This is a genomic window from Chryseobacterium sp. FH1, from assembly GCF_000735135.1.
GTDB lineage: Bacteria > Bacteroidota > Bacteroidia > Flavobacteriales > Weeksellaceae > Epilithonimonas.
The window spans coordinates 816,492-836,590 of record NZ_JPLZ01000006.1; the positions used below are offsets into that span (position 1 = coordinate 816,492).

The 20,099-nt window shown below is 38.0% G+C and carries 13 protein-coding genes; 6 read left to right on the forward strand and 7 right to left on the reverse strand.

Annotation, left to right across the window (positions count from 1 at the left end; all coding sequences use genetic code 11):
• Positions 1-204: 204 nt before the first annotated feature.
• Both IO90_RS18385 and dnaE read right to left on the reverse strand, forming a co-directional pair.
• Complete coding sequence (locus IO90_RS18385; RefSeq protein WP_051878540.1) at positions 205-1,752, reverse strand: T9SS-dependent choice-of-anchor J family protein; 1,548 nt, start codon at positions 1,750-1,752, stop codon at positions 205-207.
• Between the two features lie 211 nt (positions 1,753-1,963).
• Complete coding sequence (dnaE, locus tag IO90_RS10665) at positions 1,964-6,613, reverse strand: DNA polymerase III subunit alpha (protein WP_034966313.1); 4,650 nt, start codon at positions 6,611-6,613, stop codon at positions 1,964-1,966.
• 152 nt (positions 6,614-6,765) lie between these two features.
• On the opposite strand from dnaE, the gene IO90_RS10670 reads away from it, so the two are divergent.
• Complete coding sequence (locus tag IO90_RS10670) at positions 6,766-7,479, forward strand: hypothetical protein (RefSeq protein WP_051878545.1); 714 nt, start codon at positions 6,766-6,768, stop codon at positions 7,477-7,479.
• 32 nt (positions 7,480-7,511) lie between these two features.
• The gene (locus tag IO90_RS10675; RefSeq protein WP_034966316.1) at positions 7,512-9,599 is read left to right on the forward strand and encodes a S8/S53 family peptidase; all 2,088 of its coding nucleotides are present in this window, start codon (positions 7,512-7,514) and stop codon (positions 9,597-9,599) included.
• A 71-nt stretch (positions 9,600-9,670) separates the two neighbouring features.
• Here the strand turns inward: IO90_RS10675 and pyk are convergent, their stop codons facing one another.
• Genes pyk through IO90_RS10700 form a run of 5 tightly spaced genes read right to left on the reverse strand, consistent with a single transcriptional unit; the run spans position 9,671 to position 13,849 of the window.
• Positions 9,671-11,116, reverse strand: a complete 1,446-nt coding sequence (pyk, locus tag IO90_RS10680; RefSeq protein ID WP_034966318.1) for a pyruvate kinase — start codon at positions 11,114-11,116, stop codon at positions 9,671-9,673.
• Positions 11,109-11,582, reverse strand: coding sequence for an IPExxxVDY family protein (locus IO90_RS10685; protein WP_034966320.1), 474 nt, complete (start codon positions 11,580-11,582; stop codon positions 11,109-11,111). Before IO90_RS10685 ends, pyk begins: the two co-directional genes overlap by 8 nt.
• Complete coding sequence (gene rnc / locus IO90_RS10690) at positions 11,557-12,327, reverse strand: ribonuclease III (RefSeq protein WP_034966321.1); 771 nt, start codon at positions 12,325-12,327, stop codon at positions 11,557-11,559. The genes IO90_RS10685 and rnc overlap by 26 nt, the downstream gene beginning before the upstream one ends.
• 9 nt (positions 12,328-12,336) lie before the next feature.
• Positions 12,337-13,584: a beta-ketoacyl-ACP synthase II gene (gene fabF, locus IO90_RS10695; RefSeq protein ID WP_034966324.1), complete on the reverse strand. Its 1,248-nt coding sequence runs from the start codon at positions 13,582-13,584 to the stop codon at positions 12,337-12,339.
• A gap of 25 nt (positions 13,585-13,609) precedes the next feature.
• Positions 13,610-13,849 (reverse strand): acyl carrier protein, encoded by a 240-nt coding sequence (locus IO90_RS10700; RefSeq protein ID WP_002976354.1) that lies wholly within the window; start codon positions 13,847-13,849, stop codon positions 13,610-13,612.
• A gap of 181 nt (positions 13,850-14,030) precedes the next feature.
• Here IO90_RS10700 and folE point away from each other — a divergent pair, with 181 nt between their 5' ends.
• The 4 genes from folE to IO90_RS10720 all read left to right on the forward strand — a co-directional run bounded on the left by folE (position 14,031) and on the right by IO90_RS10720 (position 19,841).
• Positions 14,031-14,696, forward strand: a complete 666-nt coding sequence (folE, locus tag IO90_RS10705) for a GTP cyclohydrolase I FolE (protein ID WP_034966330.1) — start codon at positions 14,031-14,033, stop codon at positions 14,694-14,696.
• Between the two features lie 117 nt (positions 14,697-14,813).
• Complete coding sequence (gene cysS / locus IO90_RS10710) at positions 14,814-16,283, forward strand: cysteine--tRNA ligase (RefSeq protein ID WP_034966333.1); 1,470 nt, start codon at positions 14,814-14,816, stop codon at positions 16,281-16,283.
• 103 nt (positions 16,284-16,386) lie between these two features.
• A complete protein-coding gene (locus tag IO90_RS10715) occupies positions 16,387-17,118 on the forward strand; it encodes a hypothetical protein (protein WP_034966335.1) in 732 nt (243 codons plus the stop codon).
• 71 nt (positions 17,119-17,189) lie between these two features.
• Positions 17,190-19,841, forward strand: a complete 2,652-nt coding sequence (locus IO90_RS10720; protein WP_034966338.1) for a 4-alpha-glucanotransferase — start codon at positions 17,190-17,192, stop codon at positions 19,839-19,841.
• Positions 19,842-20,099: the final 258 nt, after the last annotated feature.

Genomic DNA, 20,099 nt, shown 5'->3' on the forward strand with positions numbered 1-20,099 from the left:
TAGTAAAAATTTCTTCATAATTATTTAGTTTTATTTAACCGATGGCAAATATAATTATTTTTTCAATAATACGTGGGTATTTTTGAATTAATATTAGTGATTCCGTTTTATTGTAATAGATTGAATAATTGAATTTGTTTTTAAAAAGAAAAACCGTCTCACTGCAAAGTGAGACGGTTAATTATTAATTATAATTCTAAAGAATTACTTTTTGATAGCTTTGAAAGTTTTAACGCTTCCATCTTCCATTTTAAGGTTTACGATATATAAACCGGCTTTAAGGTTAGAAAGATTAAGTTCTGCAGATGGTGCAAGAGATTTAACTTCTCTTCCGGAGATGTCATTTACAGAGACGGATTTCACACCTTTCACATCAGAGATTTTAAGTACGTCTGTGAATGGGTTTGGATAAACAGAGAGACTAGATTTTTCAACATCGGTAACTGCCAATGTACCCATGCATGTTACTCTTCTTACGTGATTTGTCATGGCAGTTCCGCAAGCGGTATTCACATGACTGTAAAATCTTAATGTCCCACTTGTTGTTGCTGTGTATGTTACGGTTCCTGTGCCAGAAGCAACGCCTGTAGTACCATTAGCAATAGTGATAAAGTAAGACGGTTGACCGATAGTTTCAAATTTATAAGTTCTACCTGCTACTACAGTTACATTAGAATATTCACCAGCCCAAGCATCAGTTGGTGAATTTACTGCCGTCGTGCCATTACATGTGGAAGGAACTAAAGCGGCTGATGGGTATATGGATCCATTCGTGCAATATGTTATAGGTGGTGGTGGAGTGGCGCCTGTAGTGAATGAGTATATGGTGCAAGTGGAAGCTTCTCCTATTGCATTCTTGGGAACGACTTTCCAGTAATATGTTGTGTTTGGAGCCAAACTACTCGCCGGTGCGAATCCTGTTCCGATAAAATTGCCAACCAAAGTTGTAGGGTTTGCATTCGTGTCAAGATATACATCGTAAGAAGTTGCGTAGGAAGAAGCAGCCCAAGAAAGGAAAAGCCCTGAGTTGAGTGCTGTAGCTGGTGTTGGATTTACACCAGTTGATCCGTTTGCTGGTAGAACTGATAATACGCAACTTGGGGCAGTAGTCGGTGCCACGGAAGAAGTTACTCGGAAATCATCAATTGAAAGTGCAAATTGATCATCGGAAGTACAACGAATTCCAATATATATCTGCTGTCCTTCATATGCGCTCAAATCGTAAGTGAATTCTCGCCATGTAGTATCAGCAACTGTTACTATAACTGGAGATATTGAAGTGAAATCTGCAACTTGAGTTCCTGTTGTAGATACAAATACTTGAAATTTTTCAAGCCCGTACAATGCATTTGCTGCTTTTGCCCAAAAACTAACTGAAGAAGTACCACTTCCTGGGATTCCAACTCTTGGTGTAATCAACCAGTCATCATTCCAAGGTGCCGAATCCGCATTAAAACATGCCAATGATTTATTTCCGGTTCTAGGAGTAAAACCAGCAGTGGATGCTGGGATTGTGGCAGAAGCATTGAAAACCTGAAAAGATTTTGCGACCCCTGAATTTGCAAAAACAACAGGAGCACCCCCAGAAGTTATCCCATAAGTTGTTTTAAGATCAATGTCTCTTAAAGTCCAGCTTCCTACATTAGTGATACTAAAATTCGTGTAGTCTTCAAAACCGTCTTGGAAAACCACATTTTGTGCATTTGCGCTGAGTCCTAGTGCTAATGAGCACGAGAGTAAAAATTTCTTCATAATTGTTTAATTTATATTAATCAAACAAATGTAATGAACTTTATTTAAATTAAGCAATGTTTTTATGGTAAAAATGTATTTTTTTTAGATTTTTTATGAGTTAAAGTTTATTTAGCTGTCTTTCTTCAAATAAAAACCGAATTTTAAACAAAATTCGGTTTTATCAATGAAATATTTTTCAATAAGTAATTGTGTTAGTTGACTTTTAGTGTCAATTCAAAAAAACTTCATAATTATTTATAGAATGAATCACCTCCAAAAGATCTTCATTGATATTGATATGATGTTTCATACTCACCACTTCCAAAACAGACTCGTCTTCTGGATTTTTTATAAAGAAATTCAATTTCTGCTCACCGTGATTCTCAATGATCTTCTCTCTAAAGAATTCAATATCAGTTTTACGCAAAGAATCGAGAGGTACTACAATGGATAAACTACGTGCAAATCGGTCAAACGCTTCTTTCAATTCCAAGACATCATTCACATTGACAAAAACCCGCCCGTCTTTTCCTTGCGAGAATTTGAGTTTCATAATGACAAAGCGCTGAACTTCCAATTTGTCTTTCAACCTCATATAATCTCTATCGCCCAATCGGAAAGAGTAGGAGCCTGTGTAATCTTCCAGCAAAACAAACGCCACTTTTTCCCCACTGCGGAAACCATCCGCCACACGATATTCCGTGATCAGCCCCGCAACTGTGTATTCTTTGGTGTTGTCTTTTTCATTCATCTTGTCCTTCCAGCTTTTCTTTTCTTCAAAAAGTTCGGGCGCTTTTGGCGGAAAGGCCAGATCTTTGAAAGCTTCCACTTCATCCAGATTCAGGAAGTTGAAATTTCCTTTTGGCTCTGCTTTTTTGCCAGATTCTTCAATGATCTCATCTTCCAATCCGACTTCATCAGAAACCAAAATGTCAGGTACTTCCTCATCAGGCGTATTGTCGGTTTCAAGAATTGGGATTACTTCATCCAAAACTGGAATTTCGTCTTTCTTCTCATCAAGGATCGCTTTTTTGGAAAGCACGCCTTGTATAAATTTAAATTGATATTTGAACTCGTCCAGAGGATGCGCTGATAAATAGAATCCAATGATTTCCTTCTCTTTATTAAGTTTATGCATATTCGGCCATTCTGCGCAAGGCAAGAGTTTCGGTTGTTCGATCTGAACTTCCTCGGCAAAATCTGCAAATAGAGAATTATCCATTTCATTTTTGCTGTCCTGGAAACTCTGTCCGTAACGCGAAAGTCTTTCAATGTTCGTTTTCCCGGAAGTGTCGATGTCGAAGTATTGTCCGCGGTGATACGTGTCCAATTCGTCAAACGCTCCGGCGGTCACCAAACTTTCCGCAACCCTTTTGTTCACTTGCGAAGGCGGAATTCTCTCAAAGAAATCATAGACGTTTTTATATCTTCCGTTTTGTCTAATGGTGGCAATCGCCTCACTCGGACCTTCACCAATTCCTTTGATAGCGCCCAATCCAAAGCGGATTTGACCCTTCTCATTAACCGAAAATTTATATTGAGATTCATTCACATCCGGACCCAAAACATCAACACCAATAGCTTTGCAATCCTCCATAAACATTGTGATGGAAGCTGTGTTGTTAATGTTGTTACTCATTACACTCGCCATATATTCTGCTGGATAATTGGCTTTCAGATAAGCAGTTTGATAAGCGATCCACGCGTAACAAGTCGAGTGGGATTTGTTGAAAGCGTACTCTGCAAAGGCTTTCCAGTCATTCCAGATTTTCTCGAGCCTCTCTTCATCAAGGTTGTTCTTTCTTCCGCCTTCAATGAATTTCGGGTACATTTTGTTCAGAACTTCGATCTGTTTTTTACCCATCGCTTTTCTCAGAGTATCGGCTTCACCTTTGGTAAAGTTGGCCAACTTCTGAGACAGAAGCATTACCTGTTCCTGATAAACTGTGATCCCGTAAGTTTCCTCAAGATATTCTTTCGTTTCTTCGAGGTCATAGATGATCTCCTCGGTTCCGTGTTTTCTGTTAATGAAATTTGGGATATATTTAATAGGACCTGGACGATACAAGGCATTCATCGCGATCAAATCGGCGAAAACAGTTGGTTTCAGTTCTCGCATATACTTCTGCATTCCGGGACTCTCGTATTGGAAAATTCCGATTGTTCTTCCTTCCTTAAATAATTGATAAGTTTTGGCGTCATCTAGCGGAATTTCATCTGGGTCGATATCAACGCCGTGACGTTCTTTTACAAGCTTCACTGCATCTTTGATAATGGTCAAAGTCCTTAATCCAAGGAAATCCATTTTCAAGAGACCCGCATTTTCCGCCACCGAGTTATCGAACTGGGAAACCAAAATGTCCGCATCTTTCGCCGCAATCGTGATCGGAACCAAATTGCTAACAGGTTCCGGCGTAATGATCACACCACAAGCGTGAATTCCCGTATTTCGGATGCAACCTTCCATTTTCTTCGCACTTTCCAAAACCGAGAATCTTGAATCATCGGAGTTTGAAAGAATGAACTTCATTTCATCCACCAATTGCTGGTCTTCCGGTTTTAACTTGTCATATTTTGAAAGCGCTTTCGCAATGTTCATTCCCGGACTTGGCGGAATAAGTTTCGCGATCATATTCGTTTCTGGAATCGAAAGATCGAGAACTCGACCAGCATCTTTGATCGCCGATTTTCCTCCCAAAACCGAATATGTGATGATCTGCGCCACTTGTTCCTGACCATATTTTTCAACCACCCATTTGATGACTTTATCACGTCCTTCATCATCAAAATCGATATCGATATCGGGCATCGAAACCCTTTCCGGATTCAGGAATCTCTCAAAAAGGAGATCATATTTGATCGGATCAACATTAGTGATTTTAATACAATAGGCAACTGCCGATCCAGCCGCCGATCCACGACCCGGACCAACCGAAACACCCATATTTCGAGCTTCATTACAGAAATCCTGAACGATCAAGAAATAACCGGGATAACCGGTGTTGGCGATAACTTCCAGTTCAAAATCCAATCGCTCCTGAATTTCAGGCGTAATGACCGGATAACGTTTGTTCGCACCTTCGTAGGTCAAATGTCGCAGGTAGGCCATTTCACCACGTTTTCCGCCATCAGCTTCATCTTCTGGATCAATAAATTCTTCCGGAATGTCAAACTTCGGAAGCAAAACATCACGTTTCAAAGTATAAGGTTTGAACTTTGCTAAAAACTCCTCGTAAGCTTCGAAAGCGTCTGGATAATTTAAAAAAGCTTGTTTTAATTCATCTTGACTTTTGATGTAATATTCGTTGGTCGTCAAACCTTTTCTCTTTCCGAAACCTTTGCCAATCGGCGTTGATTGCTTCTCGCCATCTTTGATGCAACCCAAAATGTCTTGGATATTCGCATCGTCTTTATTGGTGTAATACGTTTCGTTTTGAGCTAAGATCTTGACATTATATTTATCTGCAAATTGCAATAGAACTTCATTCAAATGCTCTTCCTCGGGCAAATTGTGATTCTGGATCTGCACGTAGAAATCATCACCAAATTCCTCTTTCCACCATTGGAACAATTCTTCCCCTTTTTGTTCTCCGATATTTAAGATCGTATTCGGAATATCGCCGTTGATCCCGGAAGTCAAGGCGATCAATCCTTCTTTGTATTGAGAGATCAATTCTCTGCTGATCCTTGGAACGCCAAAGTAAAATCCTTTCTGAAAACCAATGCTGGAAAGTTTGATCAAATTTTTATAACCATTGAAATCTTTTGCCAGCAAAACCATTTGCGTCCGTCTGTCCGGATCATCTTTGGTAAATTGCTTTTGCTCGTATCGATTCGAAATGAAAAATTCGCAACCAACAATTGGAATCAGTTGATCTGTAATTGGTTCTTCTTCGTTGAAAGCTTCTCCTTTTTCTTCGGCTTCCTGTTTTTTAGCCAAATATTCTTTGTGCTTTTTATTTCTTCCGGAATTCGTGTCTTCAACCGCAGAAACGAATTTGAACGCGCCCATCATATTGCCAATATCCACCATTCCAACGGCCGCATAATTCTCATCTGTCGCTTTTTTGATAAGGTCGTTGATATTGGTCGTAGCCGTCAAAGTGGAGAAAACACTGTGGTTGTCGAAATTGAAGTATTTTCCAAGATCGATATCATCAATGCTACCAACGTCGGATTGTTTTTTCTTGTTGTTAAAACTCGCAACCTGTCTTCTGATGACGATTCCGAAAGGTTTTATCGGGTTTGGATTGTGGTTTTGAAATTCTTTTAACTGCGTTTCATTGATCTTCAAAACATCCGTTGGAATCACGCCGATTCTCATCATTTCGAAGAAAACCTGCGCAGTCGCATTCACATCGGCTGCAGCGTTGTGCGCTTCATCAAATTTATGTCCGTAGAGTTTCTCGTAAAGTTCTTCCAGTTTTGGCGATTTGAATTTTCCGCCACGTCCGCCAGCCAATTGGCAATAATCTGTTCCCAGAATCATCGTGTCGGCTTTTGGTTTTTCCTGAAGATTATCTTTAATGTTTTTCCTGAAAAATTCTGCTCCAACGATATTGTAATCGAATTCCACATTGTGTCCGGAAACAACTCTTATATTTTCCAAAGCTTTAGAAAATTCTACTAAGATTTCTTCAAGATCTCGACCTTCTTCATTAGCGATTTTAGTCGTGATTCCGTGTATTCTTGCCGCGTTGAACGGGATGTCATAACCTTCTGGTTTGATGATGTAATCTTGGTTTTCTATCAGGTTTCCATTGTCATCGTGGATCTGCCATGCAATCTGGACCATTCGTGGCCAGTTGTCTGAATCTGAGAGCGGTGCGTTGAAATTTTTAGGTAAACCGGTGGTTTCTGTATCGAAAACTAAGTACATCTACATTGTAATTTTGCGTAAAGTTAAGGTTTTAAACAGAGAAATAAAATGCTTTGGAAATCCGATTTTGTTAAATGTTCACAAAAAAGTTAATCCTGGTTAAATGTCATTTGAAAGCCGGAATTAAATTTATTTTTGATAAAAAATAGCCTTTGAAAATATTTCTATTCTCTTTCTTTTTACTGATTTCACAACAGCTTTCTTCGCAACAGATCAAAGGAAAAATTGTATCTGATTCTGTGAATGTCAATCAGGTTTTAATCATTAATATTAATTCTCAAGAAAAAACATATTCCGATTTTGATGGTGGATTTATTATTAATGCAAATATTGGAGATGAACTTCGAATCGTCAAAGAAGGTTATGAAAGGAAAATATTGACCGTCAGAAATTACAATGAATTACTCATTAATATTAATAAAATTGCTATCGAAATAGAAGAAGTAGAAGTTCAACAAAAGTTATCTGGAAATCTTGGAAAAGATTCAAAATTATTCAATGAAAATAAGAAAAAAGTAACGCTCAATAATGATTTGAAAGTTTATTTCAAAACGAAATCCAGTGGAGAATTAATGAAACCAAAGCCAGGCGAATTTGTACAACCCGTGAGTGGTGGAATTGGTTTTGGTAAAATTGATAACAAATGGACGGTTCCTGATCTGGTGGATTGGATCCGGGAAAATTTGACAGATGATTATTTCATGTCTTTAGGATTGGATTTTCAGGAAATCAATTCATTTTTATTCTATTCGCTTCAAAATTATAACACCAAAAATATTTTGAAATATGGTTATTGCAATAATGAAGATGTTGGCAATCTGAAACTTCACTTCGAAACTTCATACAAGAAACTCAAGGATAAATAACTGAATTTTTTATCTTTGCAAAAAGTTTTTAGATGAAGAAAATTGTACTAAGTGTAGGAATGTTATGTTCGTTTTATTTTTCCAATGCACAAGATCTCAAATTGAAAAATGAATTTGGAAAACAAAGGATAAATAATGAGAAAAGGTTTGATGCTTTTTTTTCAAAATCAAAACAATCTGCCCAAGTCAAAGATAGCCTTAAACAAAATCTTGCGGGTTTTGTTGGAGAGATTCCTGTTTTTTATTCAATCGAAGAAACCGGAGCAAACGCTACAGCCAATGTCGATTTGTTGCAGTCAGGAAATGTCTCTGGAGCAGGAACTGTGACTGGGGATGGAATTAAAATCACTGTTTTCGATGCAGGAAGAGTTCAGGACACACACGAGCAGTTTACCACCGGCAGAGCAATTAATAAAGAAGCGGCAACAGAGCCGAAACATTTCCACGCGACCAATGTCAATAGTGTTTTGATAGGTAATGGAACTGCAACAGGCACTTTCAATCAAGCCAGTGTTGCTTATCCAAAAGCTAATGCAAAAGGTGTTTTGCCAAAAGCAACTACAGATAATTACCGTTTTGCAAACACAGCACTTGGTGATAATTTTCAGAAACTTTCTACTTTGCCAGACCTTAATATTTCAAACCATTCTTATGGTGTAAACGTTGGCTGGACCAATATTACGGCAGCAAGTCCACCAGTCTATCCCGGCGCTGGATGGTACTGGGTTGGGAATTACGAGCTCAATACACTGGATACTTATTCTGGAACTTATGCCATAAACGATTATAATTTTGATAAAATTGTTTACCAACAACCACAGCAGATTATCATAAAGTCAACAGGGAATTATTATGGTTTTGGTCCAACGGGCAGTCAAAATAAATACAAATATGATTCTCAACTTAAGGTTTATGTTCCTTTTGAATCTACAGATATTATTCCTGCAGCCAATTGTAGCCTAGGTTACAACTGCATTGGCTACGGATCGTTGGCCAAGAACATCATCACTGTTGGAGCAGTCCATCAATTGACGACGCCCGATCATAAATATACGCAAGCTAGCGATGTAATAAAGGGAAGTTTCAGTAGTGCCGGACCAAGAAAAGATGGCGCAGTGAAGCCGGATCTGTCAGCAGTTGGTGTAGATATGATCATGGCAAATTATACCACAGGAAGTCCAAATGCAACTAATTTGTATGTTTTGAATTACGGAACTTCTTACGCAGCAGCGGTTGTGTCTGGCATAGCAGGTGCAATTACGCAGGTTCAAAGAAACATATCGGGAAATAGTAGTTTTATCTTCAAAGCTGATGAGATGAAAGCTTTGCTCACGCACACTGCAAACGAAGCAGGAAGACCTGGTCCAGATGTTTGGTACGGTTGGGGATTGATAGATGGAAAAAAAGCAGCTCAGGTATTAATTAATAAACTTGAAGAAAATTCTTATTTAGAAAGAAAGCCTCTAACCTCTGGAACTCCGTTTGAAAAAGAAATCAAAGCAACCGGCAATGAACCTTTGAAAGTGACTATTTCTTGGGTAGATCCTGCAATTACGCCATTCACAGATGATGTTGATATGCAGAGCAACCACGCTTCCAGAATTGTAAATGATTTGGATCTGCGCGTTGTAGAAGTTGGGTCTGGAAATATATATTATCCATGGAAATTGGATGTCAGCAATCCCAATGCAAATGCTACAAAAGGTGATAATTTAGTTGATAATGTAGAGCAAGTTGTGATTGATAATCCTACACCAGAAGGCATCTATAAGGTGATTGTGACCAACAAAGGAACATTGGTAAATCAAGATGGAAATTTGGCTGATCAGGATTTTGCCTGGGTTGCAACTGGAACCAAAAAAGTGACTTTGGCGAGTTCTGCTTTTGATAAAGATGAAATCAAAATCTATCCTACCAAAACCAAAGACGCTGTAAACATCACTTCACCAAATGAAATTGAAAGAATTGCTCTTTTTGATATGAATGGAAAATTAATCCTTGAAAATCTTAAAGCTTCAAAATCACACTCAATTAATTTGAACAAATTCCCAAGTTCTGTTTACATCATCACGATAAAAACAAAAACTGGAACGGTTTCTAAGAAAATCATAAAAGAGTAATTTCTCTGAAGTTCATCAAAACAACAAAGCCAACTCATTTGAGTTGGCTTTGTTGTTATTTTAAATCCGAATTAAATCGTAGATAATCTTAATGTATTGGTTTTTCCACCATTGTGAACCGGCATTGCATTCAGGTTGATGACATAATCACCTTGCTCTACAAATCCGTAATTATGCGTCAACATATTCACTTGGATCACAGTTTCGTCCGTAGATTTTTCCATATCGTAATGGAAAGCTCTTACACCCCAAAGTAGGTTCAGCATCGTGATCACACGTTTGTTGTTACTGAAAACGATGATGTGAGAAGAAGGTCTGTGTGCAGAGATTTGGAACGCTGTGTAACCAGAAGAAGTCAAAGTTACAATTGCTTCTGCTCCTGTAGATTTTGCAATATCAACTGCAGAACGACAAACTTTATCTGTGATGAAACGCTCATCTACACAATTGATTTTCTCTTCTACAACGTGGTTTAATTTTTCGTAAAGCGCAGTTCTTTCAATGTTCTTAACGATTTTGGCCATATTTTGAACCACTTCCACAGGATATTTTCCAACAGAAGTTTCTCCAGAAAGCATCACAGCATCAGCACCGTCTAACACAGAGTTTGCAACGTCATTTACTTCCGCTCTGGTTGGCGTCAGGATATTGATCATTGTCTCCATCATCTGAGTTGCAATGATCACAGGTTTTGCATAAAGTCTAGCCTTATTCACCAAATTTTTCTGGATTACAGGAACTTGCTCCATTGGAACTTCAACACCTAGATCTCCTCTGGCAACCATCAAGCAATCACATTCCATAAGGATTTGATCGATGTTTTTTACACCTTCAGGTTTCTCAATCTTAGCGATGATTGGTGTTTTGATTTTATTATTTGGATGTTTCGCCATCAAATCTTTTAGATCGATGATATCCTGAGCGTGACGTACGAATGATAAAGCAATCCAGTCAAACTCATTGTCCAGCATAAAGTTTGCATCTTCGATGTCCTTTTCTGTCAATGCAGGAAGAGAAACGTTTGTATTAGGAAGATTCACACCTTTCTTAGAACTCAATGGTCCACCTTGGATTGTTTTTGCTCTTACGGTGTCAACATTATTCGTTTCGATAACTTCGAAAACCAATTTACCGTCATCAATCAAGATTCGCTCTCCAACTTTTACGTCTTGAGGAAACTGCTGATAAGTCATATAAACTCTCGTAGCGTCACCTTCTATTTTTTCATTGGTGAAGGTAAGAATGTCTCCAGGATTAAGGAAAGATCCTTCTTTTACGACACCAACTCTTAGTTTTGGTCCTTGCAGATCTCCAAGAATAGAAACTGAGTAGCCATATTCTTTGTTGATCTCACGGATGATATTTACATTTTTCATCACCAGATCGTAATCGGCATGAGAGAAGTTTATTCTAAATACATCAACACCAGCCTGGATCATTTGGATCATCGTCTCCTTGCTAGAAGAAGCGGGACCTAGTGTTGCAATGATTTTTGTTTTTTTAAGGTTTTTATTCATAATATTGAATTAATTGATAAAGTTCTTCTTCAGAACTCAATGGGTATTCCTGAGTTTGGAACACGAAATTTTCCGGTAGCAAAATTAACGAAAATTCCGCAAACATATCAGAATTACTTAAAATGTAATCCACATCTTGGTGCAGATTTAGTAAAAATTTAATATTTGATTCATCTGAAAAAAGCTGATTTTGCTCTTTTTTCTGAATTGAGACAATAGACTTGTTGGAAATGAAATTGTAACAGTTTTTCGAAGATTTGTCATAAGCCTGATATCTTGAAAAAGAATGGTCAAAATATTCGCCTTTTATCAGGATATCCTCAACTCTTTTGAATTTGAAAGTATTGATTTCATTGATGGAAAAAAACAATTCGTGTTCTGGGATTGGTTTTGCAAGCCGAATCAATCCTACGTTGATCTCTGATAGATCTTCTTCTAGTTTAAGATACTGTTTTTTGATGCTCAATAATGTTTTCTTTTTTACTCAAAACGTAGAATGCTCTTTGCGCCGCTTTTTCCTCTGCTTTTTTCTTGGAAGTTTCTACTGCGTTGGCAATTCTTTCATTGTGAAGCCACACGTGGCAACGGAAAACTGTGGCCTTATTTGGTTGAATCTCTTCGCAAGTTTCATATTTGATCGGGATCTTTTTCTTCTGACTCCATTCCAATAGAAGACCTTTGTAGCTGATAATTTTGTTCTCCAACTTATTGATTGTCGAAGGTGTCAAGATTCTATCAAGCACAATTTTCTTACAGAATTCATAATCAATGTCGAGATAAAGTGCACCAATCAAAGCTTCCAAAAGATTGCCCGATATATTTTCACTAAGGATTGTTTGGCTGGTATCCTCCTGCAAAAGACTACTCAATTTCAAATCATCTCCCAGTTTGTTGAGGTTTTTCCTGTTCACGATTTTGGATTTCATCTGCGTGAGAAATCCTTCGTTTTCATTCGGGTAGGTTTGAAAAAGATGACAAGAAATAATGGTTCCTAAAACAGAATCCCCTAAAAACTCAAGACGTTCGTAATTTTTTTTATTCGTGCTTTTTGAAGAAGACTTCAACGAAAAAGCTTCTTTAAAAATTTCGAGATCGTGGATGTTGTAACCTACGATGTTTGAAATATTTTTGCGAAAAAGAATATCTTTTTCCGAAAGTTTTTGTGCTCTGTTTTTTGGAAGGAATTTAGAAAAATAATTTTTCAACTCCATAAAAACATTTTATATTTTTTTGAAAAGAACGCAAGCGTTGTGACCTCCGAAACCAAAAGTATTACTCATTGCGATGTTAACTTCTTTTTCAACTGCAGTATTGAATGTAAAATTCAATCTTGGGTCGATGTTCTCATCATCAGTAAAGTGATTGATCGTTGGTGGAACAATGCCGTGAATAATGGCGTGCAATGCAGCAATGGCCTCAATAACTCCAGCTGCTCCCAAAAGGTGACCGGTCATTGATTTTGTAGAATTGATCTGAATGTTGAAGGCGTGTTCTCCAAATAATTTTGCAATCGCGTTAGATTCTGCGATGTCTCCCAGTGGAGTAGATGTACCATGCATGTTGATATGATCTACTTCATCGGCAGTTACACCTGCGTCTTCCAAGCAATTTTTCATTACCAGATAAGCGCCAAGTCCTTCAGGGTGTGGAGCTGTCATGTGATGTGCATCAGCACTCATTCCGCCACCAGCTAATTCTGCATAGATTGTTGCACCTCGTTTTTTTGCGTGTTCGTATTCTTCAAGGATGATACAGCCTGCGCCTTCGCCCAATACAAATCCATCTCTGTCTTTGTCAAAAGGTCTTGAAGCCGTTTTTGGATCATCGTTTCTTGTAGAAAGTGCGTGCATTGCGTTGAAACCTCCCATTCCGCTCGCTGTAACAGCGGCTTCTGAACCTCCACAAACAATGACGTCCGCTTTGCCTAAGTTAATAAGCATTTTGGCATCGATCAGAGCATTGGCAGATGAGGCACAAGCAGAAACGGTCGTGTAATTAGGCCCGTGGAAACCATATTCGATAGAAATATTTCCTGGCGTAATGTCCGCAATCATTTTTGGAATAAAGAAAGGATTAAATCTTGGAATGCCTTTGGATTCTGCAAAACCTAAAACTTCTTGTTCAAAAGTCTCCAGTCCGCCGATTCCTGATCCCCAGATCACACCAACGCGATTTTTATCGACATTGTCTTCAATAAGTCTTCCGTGAGCGATAGCTTCTCTTGCGGCAATCTGCCCAAACTGAGAATTTCTATCCATCTTTTTCGCCTCTTTTTTATCGAAATAATTAAGCGGGTCAAAGTTTTTCACCTCACTGGCGAACTTGGTTTTAAAATTAGTGGAATCAAAAAGAGTAATCGGGGCAGCGCCACTTGCTCCTATTTTAAGGCTTTCCCAGTATTCTTTAGCGTTATTTCCGATTGGTGTAATAGCGCCGAAGCCGGTTACAACTACTCTCTTTAATTCCATAAATTTTTTTTGTCTTGAATAAATATTATTTATTTACAACTTCCTCGATGTAAGCGATAGCGTGACCAACAGTTGTAATTTTCTCTGCTTGATCATCTGGAATCTGAATGTTGAATTCTTTTTCGAATTCCATGATAAGTTCAACAGTATCCAAAGAATCAGCTCCTAAATCGTTTGTGAAGCTAGCTTCTGGAGTCACTTCTGTTTCTTCAACGTCAAGCTTATCAGCGATGATAGCTTTTACTCTTGATGCAATGTCTGACATAGTATTTTATTTTTAATTATGTTAATTTGGTGCAAATATATAAAAAATCAAATCATTTCAATTTTTTTTTAGTTTTTTAGATGCTTTCTAAATCTATTCTTTTTATAATCAAATCTTTAGATTTTGTCTCGGCGGACTATCTATTTTTTGTTTATTTTTGCTTCTTATTACTAATGATATTATGGAACACATTCCTGACAATGATGATGATCTGTTTACAGGAAAAGATCACACGCCTCTCAGACCAGACGCTTTTGATCTGAAACCGGAAGAAAAAGTAAAGAAGATTGAAGGCTTATTTAGCGAGATTATGGAAACATTAGGTCTTGATATGACCGATGATTCCCTGAAAGATTCTCCAAAGCGTGTGGCGAAAATGTACGTGAATGAAATCTTTGGAGGCTTGCTTCCGGAAAATAAACCTGGGATTTCAACCTTCAAAAATCAATATAAGTACCGCCAAATGCTGGTGGAGAAAGATATTACAGTTTATTCTTTCTGTGAGCATCATTTCTTGCCGATCATCGGGAAGGCGCACGTTGCTTATATTTCAAGTGGTGAAGTGATCGGTTTGTCTAAAATCAATAGGATCGTGGATTATTACGCCAAACGTCCGCAGGTTCAGGAACGATTGACAATGCAGATTGTTGATGCTTTGAAAGAAGCTTTGGGAACAAACAATGTCGCGTGTATCATCGATGCAAAACATCTTTGCGTCAATTGTCGTGGGATAAAAGATACCGCAAGTTCTACAATCACAGCAGAATTGAGTGGGATTTTCAGAACGAATCCAATTACGAGACAGGAGTTTCTGCATTATGTAGGAAGTCACGCGAAATTTGATTAAAATGATAAAATATAAAAAACTGACGCATCAAATTTTCATAACAACAATTATTTGTTGTTGATGTTTTGTGTCAATATTTAAATCATTTATCAATTATAATTTATCATTCATAAAACAATGCAACTAAAAATATACAACTCGCTCACTGGCGAAAAAGAAGTTTTCAAACCCATATTGGAAGGTAACATCGGAATGTACGTTTGTGGACCGACAGTTTACAGTAATGTGCATTTGGGGAATGTGAGAACTTTTTTGTCCTTCGATTTTATTTATAGAAGCCTTCAGTTTCTGGGTTATAAGGTTCGTTATGTCAGAAATATTACGGACGCTGGACATTTGACGGATGATGGCGATATCAATAATGACAGATTCATCAAGCAATCCAGATTAGAAAAACTGGAGCCGATGGAAATCGTGCAAAAATATACCGTCGATTTTCACGAGGTTTTGAAGAAATTCAACTTGCTTCCGCCAACGATCGAACCGACTGCAACGGGTCACATCATCGAGCAATTGGAACTTGCGAAAGATCTGATTGAAAAAGGTTTTGCTTACGAAAGTAACGGTTCCGTTTACTTCGATGTTTTGGAATACAATGCGAGAGGACTCAGTTATGGTGAACTTTCCAGAAGAAACATCGAAGAATTATTCGCCAACACAAGGGATTTGGACGGACAATTTGAAAAGAAAAATCCACAAGATTTCGCCCTTTGGAAAAAAGCTTCGCCGGAACATATTATGAAATGGCCGTCGCCTTGGGGAGAAGGTTTCCCTGGCTGGCATCTTGAATGTACTGCGATGAGCACGAAATATCTGGGCGACCAATTCGACATTCACGGAGGTGGAATGGATTTGAAATTTCCACACCACGAATGTGAAATTGCTCAAGGAAAAGCCTGCAACGGCGTAGAACCTGTGAAATATTGGATGCATGCTAATATGCTGACAATGAACGGGCAAAGAATGAGCAAATCCACAGGAAATTACATCCTTCCAATGGAATTGATTACCGGAAACAATGATTTCTTTGAAAAAGCTTTTCATCCAAGTGTATTGAGATTCTGCTTTTTGCAGGCGCACTATAGAAGTGTTTTGGATATTTCCAATGACGCAATGTTGGCGAGTGAAAAAGGTTTCAACAGATTGATGGAAGCCGTAAAAATCCTAAATACACAAGTTCCTACAGAAGGTGTAGAAACTTCTTCTTTTGATTATAAAAATTGGAAAGAAAAAGTGTTGGAAGCTTTGTCAGACGATTTCAACAGTCCGATTTTGATTTCACATTTGTTCGAGGCAGTGAAGTTTATTTCAGCTTCGAAGCTTGGAAAAGAAAGCATTTCGACCAATGATTATGAAGATTTGAAACAATTCTTAAATGCGATTGTCTTCGATGTTTTAGGATTGGAAACTATCGAAGAATCAAATAACGATAAGCTTGACCAAACCTTACAGGTTTTGATCGATTTAAGAAATCAAGCGAGAAAATCCAAAAATTGGGATTTATCTGACCAGATCCGCGACCAGCTTCTGGAAAAAGGAATTGAGTTAAAGGATGGAAGAGAGGGAACGACTTATCAATTATTGTAGATTCAAGACTTAAATCTTAAATATTAAGAAATACGGTTAATGAAAGTTAAACCGTATTTTTTTGTTTCAATAAAAAACTATTTTTGACGAAAATTAAGACCATTTGAAGAAATTTCTATTCCTTTATTTTCTTTTGATTTCTATATCAATCTATTCTCAAACGCTTTCTGGTATTGTGATGACGGAGGAATCTGCGCGCATTCCAAAGACTTTGGTCGTCAATATGCGTTCGGATCAAAAGGTTTTGAGCAATGAGCTCGGGGAGTTTTCCATCCCTGCAAAAACTGGCGACGAAATCCGATTCGTAAAAGAAAACTACGAACGTGAGAAATGGATTGTCAGCGATAATCTTACCATCACAATTCGATTGTCCAAAATTCCGATGGAAATTGAAGAAGTCACGATTGAGAATAAAAGAGTGGCAGAAGCAAAGAAAGAAGAACTGAGACAATCCATTGGTTTGCCAAAGGGACCAGAGAAACCAAGGGAAAAACCGGCAGATGCAGTGGACGATATTGTGAGACCTTTGATAAGAATTCCTCCAATGGTCAATATTCAGGCGATTTATGATGTCATGAGTGGAAAGTCCAGACGAATGAAACGGCTTTATAAATATGAAGATCTACAGGAAGGTTTGGCTTGGATCAACAATAATGTGGATTTGGAATATTTTGCAGAAGCGGGAATTACGCCTGACAAGTTTAATGATTTCCTAATGTTTTCCCTACGAGACGAGAAGGTTTTGATGTATATGAAAGCCAAGAACATCGGTGGAATTACGATTTCTCTTGATAATAATATTAAGGACTATCTGGAAAGAATTGCAGGAAAATGATTTTTTTGATGGAATAATAGTTATAATTCAATAAATCATTAAATTGCGTCCATATTAATAGACCTTAATAAATGAAACTATACTTTAATGTTAACTTCGGAACAAAAGTTGGCCAACGGCTCGTTTTGCGCCTATACGACGAGAAAAACGACCACCGGGACTACGACTTGAACTATTCCGAAAATAACAACTGGACAGCAGAAATTGATTATTTCTCAAAATCAATTCAGTACAAATATCTTTTGTTGAATGAAGAAAATGTGGTTTTGGACGAGGAAATCCCAACTCACAAATTAGATTTGCCAAACAGTTTCAAAGAATTTGTGATCTTTGACCAATGGAATCTTAAAAATTTCCCAGAAAATTATTTGACCAACAAAATTCTTCACAACCGTTTGCAAGGTTTCAAACCTGAGAAACTATCGGTTGTCAAAAAACAAACCCATCTTTTCCGTATAGAAGCGCCACTTTACCATCCGAACTGGACATTGGTGTTGATCGGAAATGTTGATGCCTTGGGGAATTGGAACGCTGAAAAATCGGTAGAGCTAAAGCAAACAGATTATGGGATTTGGGAAGTTGGCGTTGAAATCCCGACGCACCAAACTGTTCTCTACAAATACGCGATCAAAGACAAAAATACGGGACAATTAATTTACATAGAACCAGGCGAGAACCGATGGGTTTTCGGAAATCCGACCAAGGATATTTTGTACGTGAAAGCGGATCATTATTTTAAATTTGATAATGAAACCCTTTGGCATTCTGCAGGTGTTGCAGTTCCTGTCTTCGCTTTGAGAACAGAAGATGGTTTCGGAGTTGGCGAATTTTCTGATATCAAAAAATTAGGCGATTGGGCCAATGACGCAAAGCTTTCTGTGATTCAGATTTTGCCGATCAATGATACGACGGCGAATTACACTTGGACCGATTCTTATCCGTACGCGGCGATCTCGGTTTACGCACTTCACCCGCAATATCTTTCGGTTGAGAAGTTGGAATATGCTTTACCGAAAAAGTTAGTAAAAGAATATCAAGATAAAAAAGCTGAATTAAATGCTTTGAGTTTAATCGATTACGAGCAAATGATTTCCGGAAAATGGAAGTTTACAAAAGCTGTTTTCGAGGAAAATCAAGAAGCGATTTTGAAGGATAAAAACTTCAAGAAATTCATTAAGGATAACGAAGAATGGCTGATGCCTTATTCCGCATTTTGTGTTTTGAGAGACAAATACAAAACACCAAATTTCAACGACTGGAAAACCCATAAGAAATTTGTTGCCGGAAAAGTAGCGACGCTTTATGCGCCTAAACATAAGGACTATGCAACCATTATGCTTCACGCTTGGGTTCAATATCAGTTGCATTTGCAATTGCAGGATGCGGTGTTATATTTGCATCAACTAGGACTTTCGGTGAAGGGCGATCTTCCAATTGGGATTTACAGATATTCCGTAGAAGCTTGGACGGAACCAGAACTTTTCGGAATGGATTTCCAAGCTGGAGCACCACCAGACCAGTTCTCCGATCTGGGTCAAAACTGGGAATTTCCGACCTATAATTGGGAAGTGATGAAAGCCGACGATTACCAATGGTGGAAAAAACGTTTCAAAGTCTTGGAGCAATATTTTGATGCGATGAGAATCGACCATATTCTTGGATTCTTTAGAATTTGGAGAATGCCGATCTCTGCGACACAAGGTTTGTTGGGCTATTTTTATCCGGCTGTTCCTGTGACAGAGAAAGAGTTTTCTGACAGACAGATTCCTTTCAACTATGATCGTTACATCAAACCATTTGTGAACGAACCGATTCTTTGGGAAACGTTTGGCGAATCGAAAGAGAAAATTCAAAATCATTTCTTTGATCATCAGAATGGAAATTTCACCTTCAAACCGGAATTTGATACGCAAAGAAAATTAACCGATTACTTCAAAAAAGAATCGTGGGATTGGGCAGAAGAAAAATTGATCTCTTTGGCCGGAAATGTTTTGTTCTTGACCGAAGAAACTGAGAACGGAATTGTTTATCATCCAAGATTCAATATCGCTAAAACGACATCCTACAAATATCTGCCAGATTGGGAAAAGGCGAAGTTGAGTGATGTTTACAACGATTATTTCTTCAAACGTCAGGACGGACTTTGGTACCAGAAAGCGATGGAGAAATTACCAGCTTTACTCAATTCGACTACGATGTTGATCTGTGGTGAAGATCTTGGTTTGGTTCCAGATTCTGTACCTGTAGTGATGGATAAGTTGGCAATCACCGCTTTGAAAGTTCAAAGAATGCCTTCCGACAATATTCCGTTCTACGACCCGAAAAATGCAAGTTATTTGAACGTAGTAACAGCTTCTTCCCACGACAGCTCTACCTTGAGACAATGGTGGCACGAGGACAGAAATCTGACTCAGAAATATTTCAACCAACAATTGGGACAATATGGAACTGCGCCTTGGGATTTGACGCCGGACTTGTCAGAGATGATAATGAAACAACATCTTTTCACAGAAGCGATGTTGGCGATTTTCCCAATTCAGGAATTTTTGGCGACAGATGATAACTTGATGAATCCCAATATGGACGAAGAAAGGATCAACAATCCTGCGGTTTTCCCACATTACTGGCGTTACAGAATGCATTTGAAATTGGAAGATTTGAAAGAGCAAACAGACTTCAATCAGAAAATTGCTGGCTGGATAGAAGCAAGCGGACGAGATTAAGATAGCTCCAGGCAATTGGCTTTTTGCAAATTGCTTTAAAAATTTCACTTTGTCAAAGTTTACATACAAAACCCCTTCAGAGTTTCAAACTCTGAAGGGGTTTTCTTTCCCCATTGAAAAATAATATCATTGATTATCAATCATTAATCTCAAATTCATCATCGTTTTTAGAAATATTAATTCGTCAGACTTTAACTTTTATTCTTATCCAATATCAAAAAGGTAGAAAGTTTCATTAGAGAAAATGGATTTTCTTAA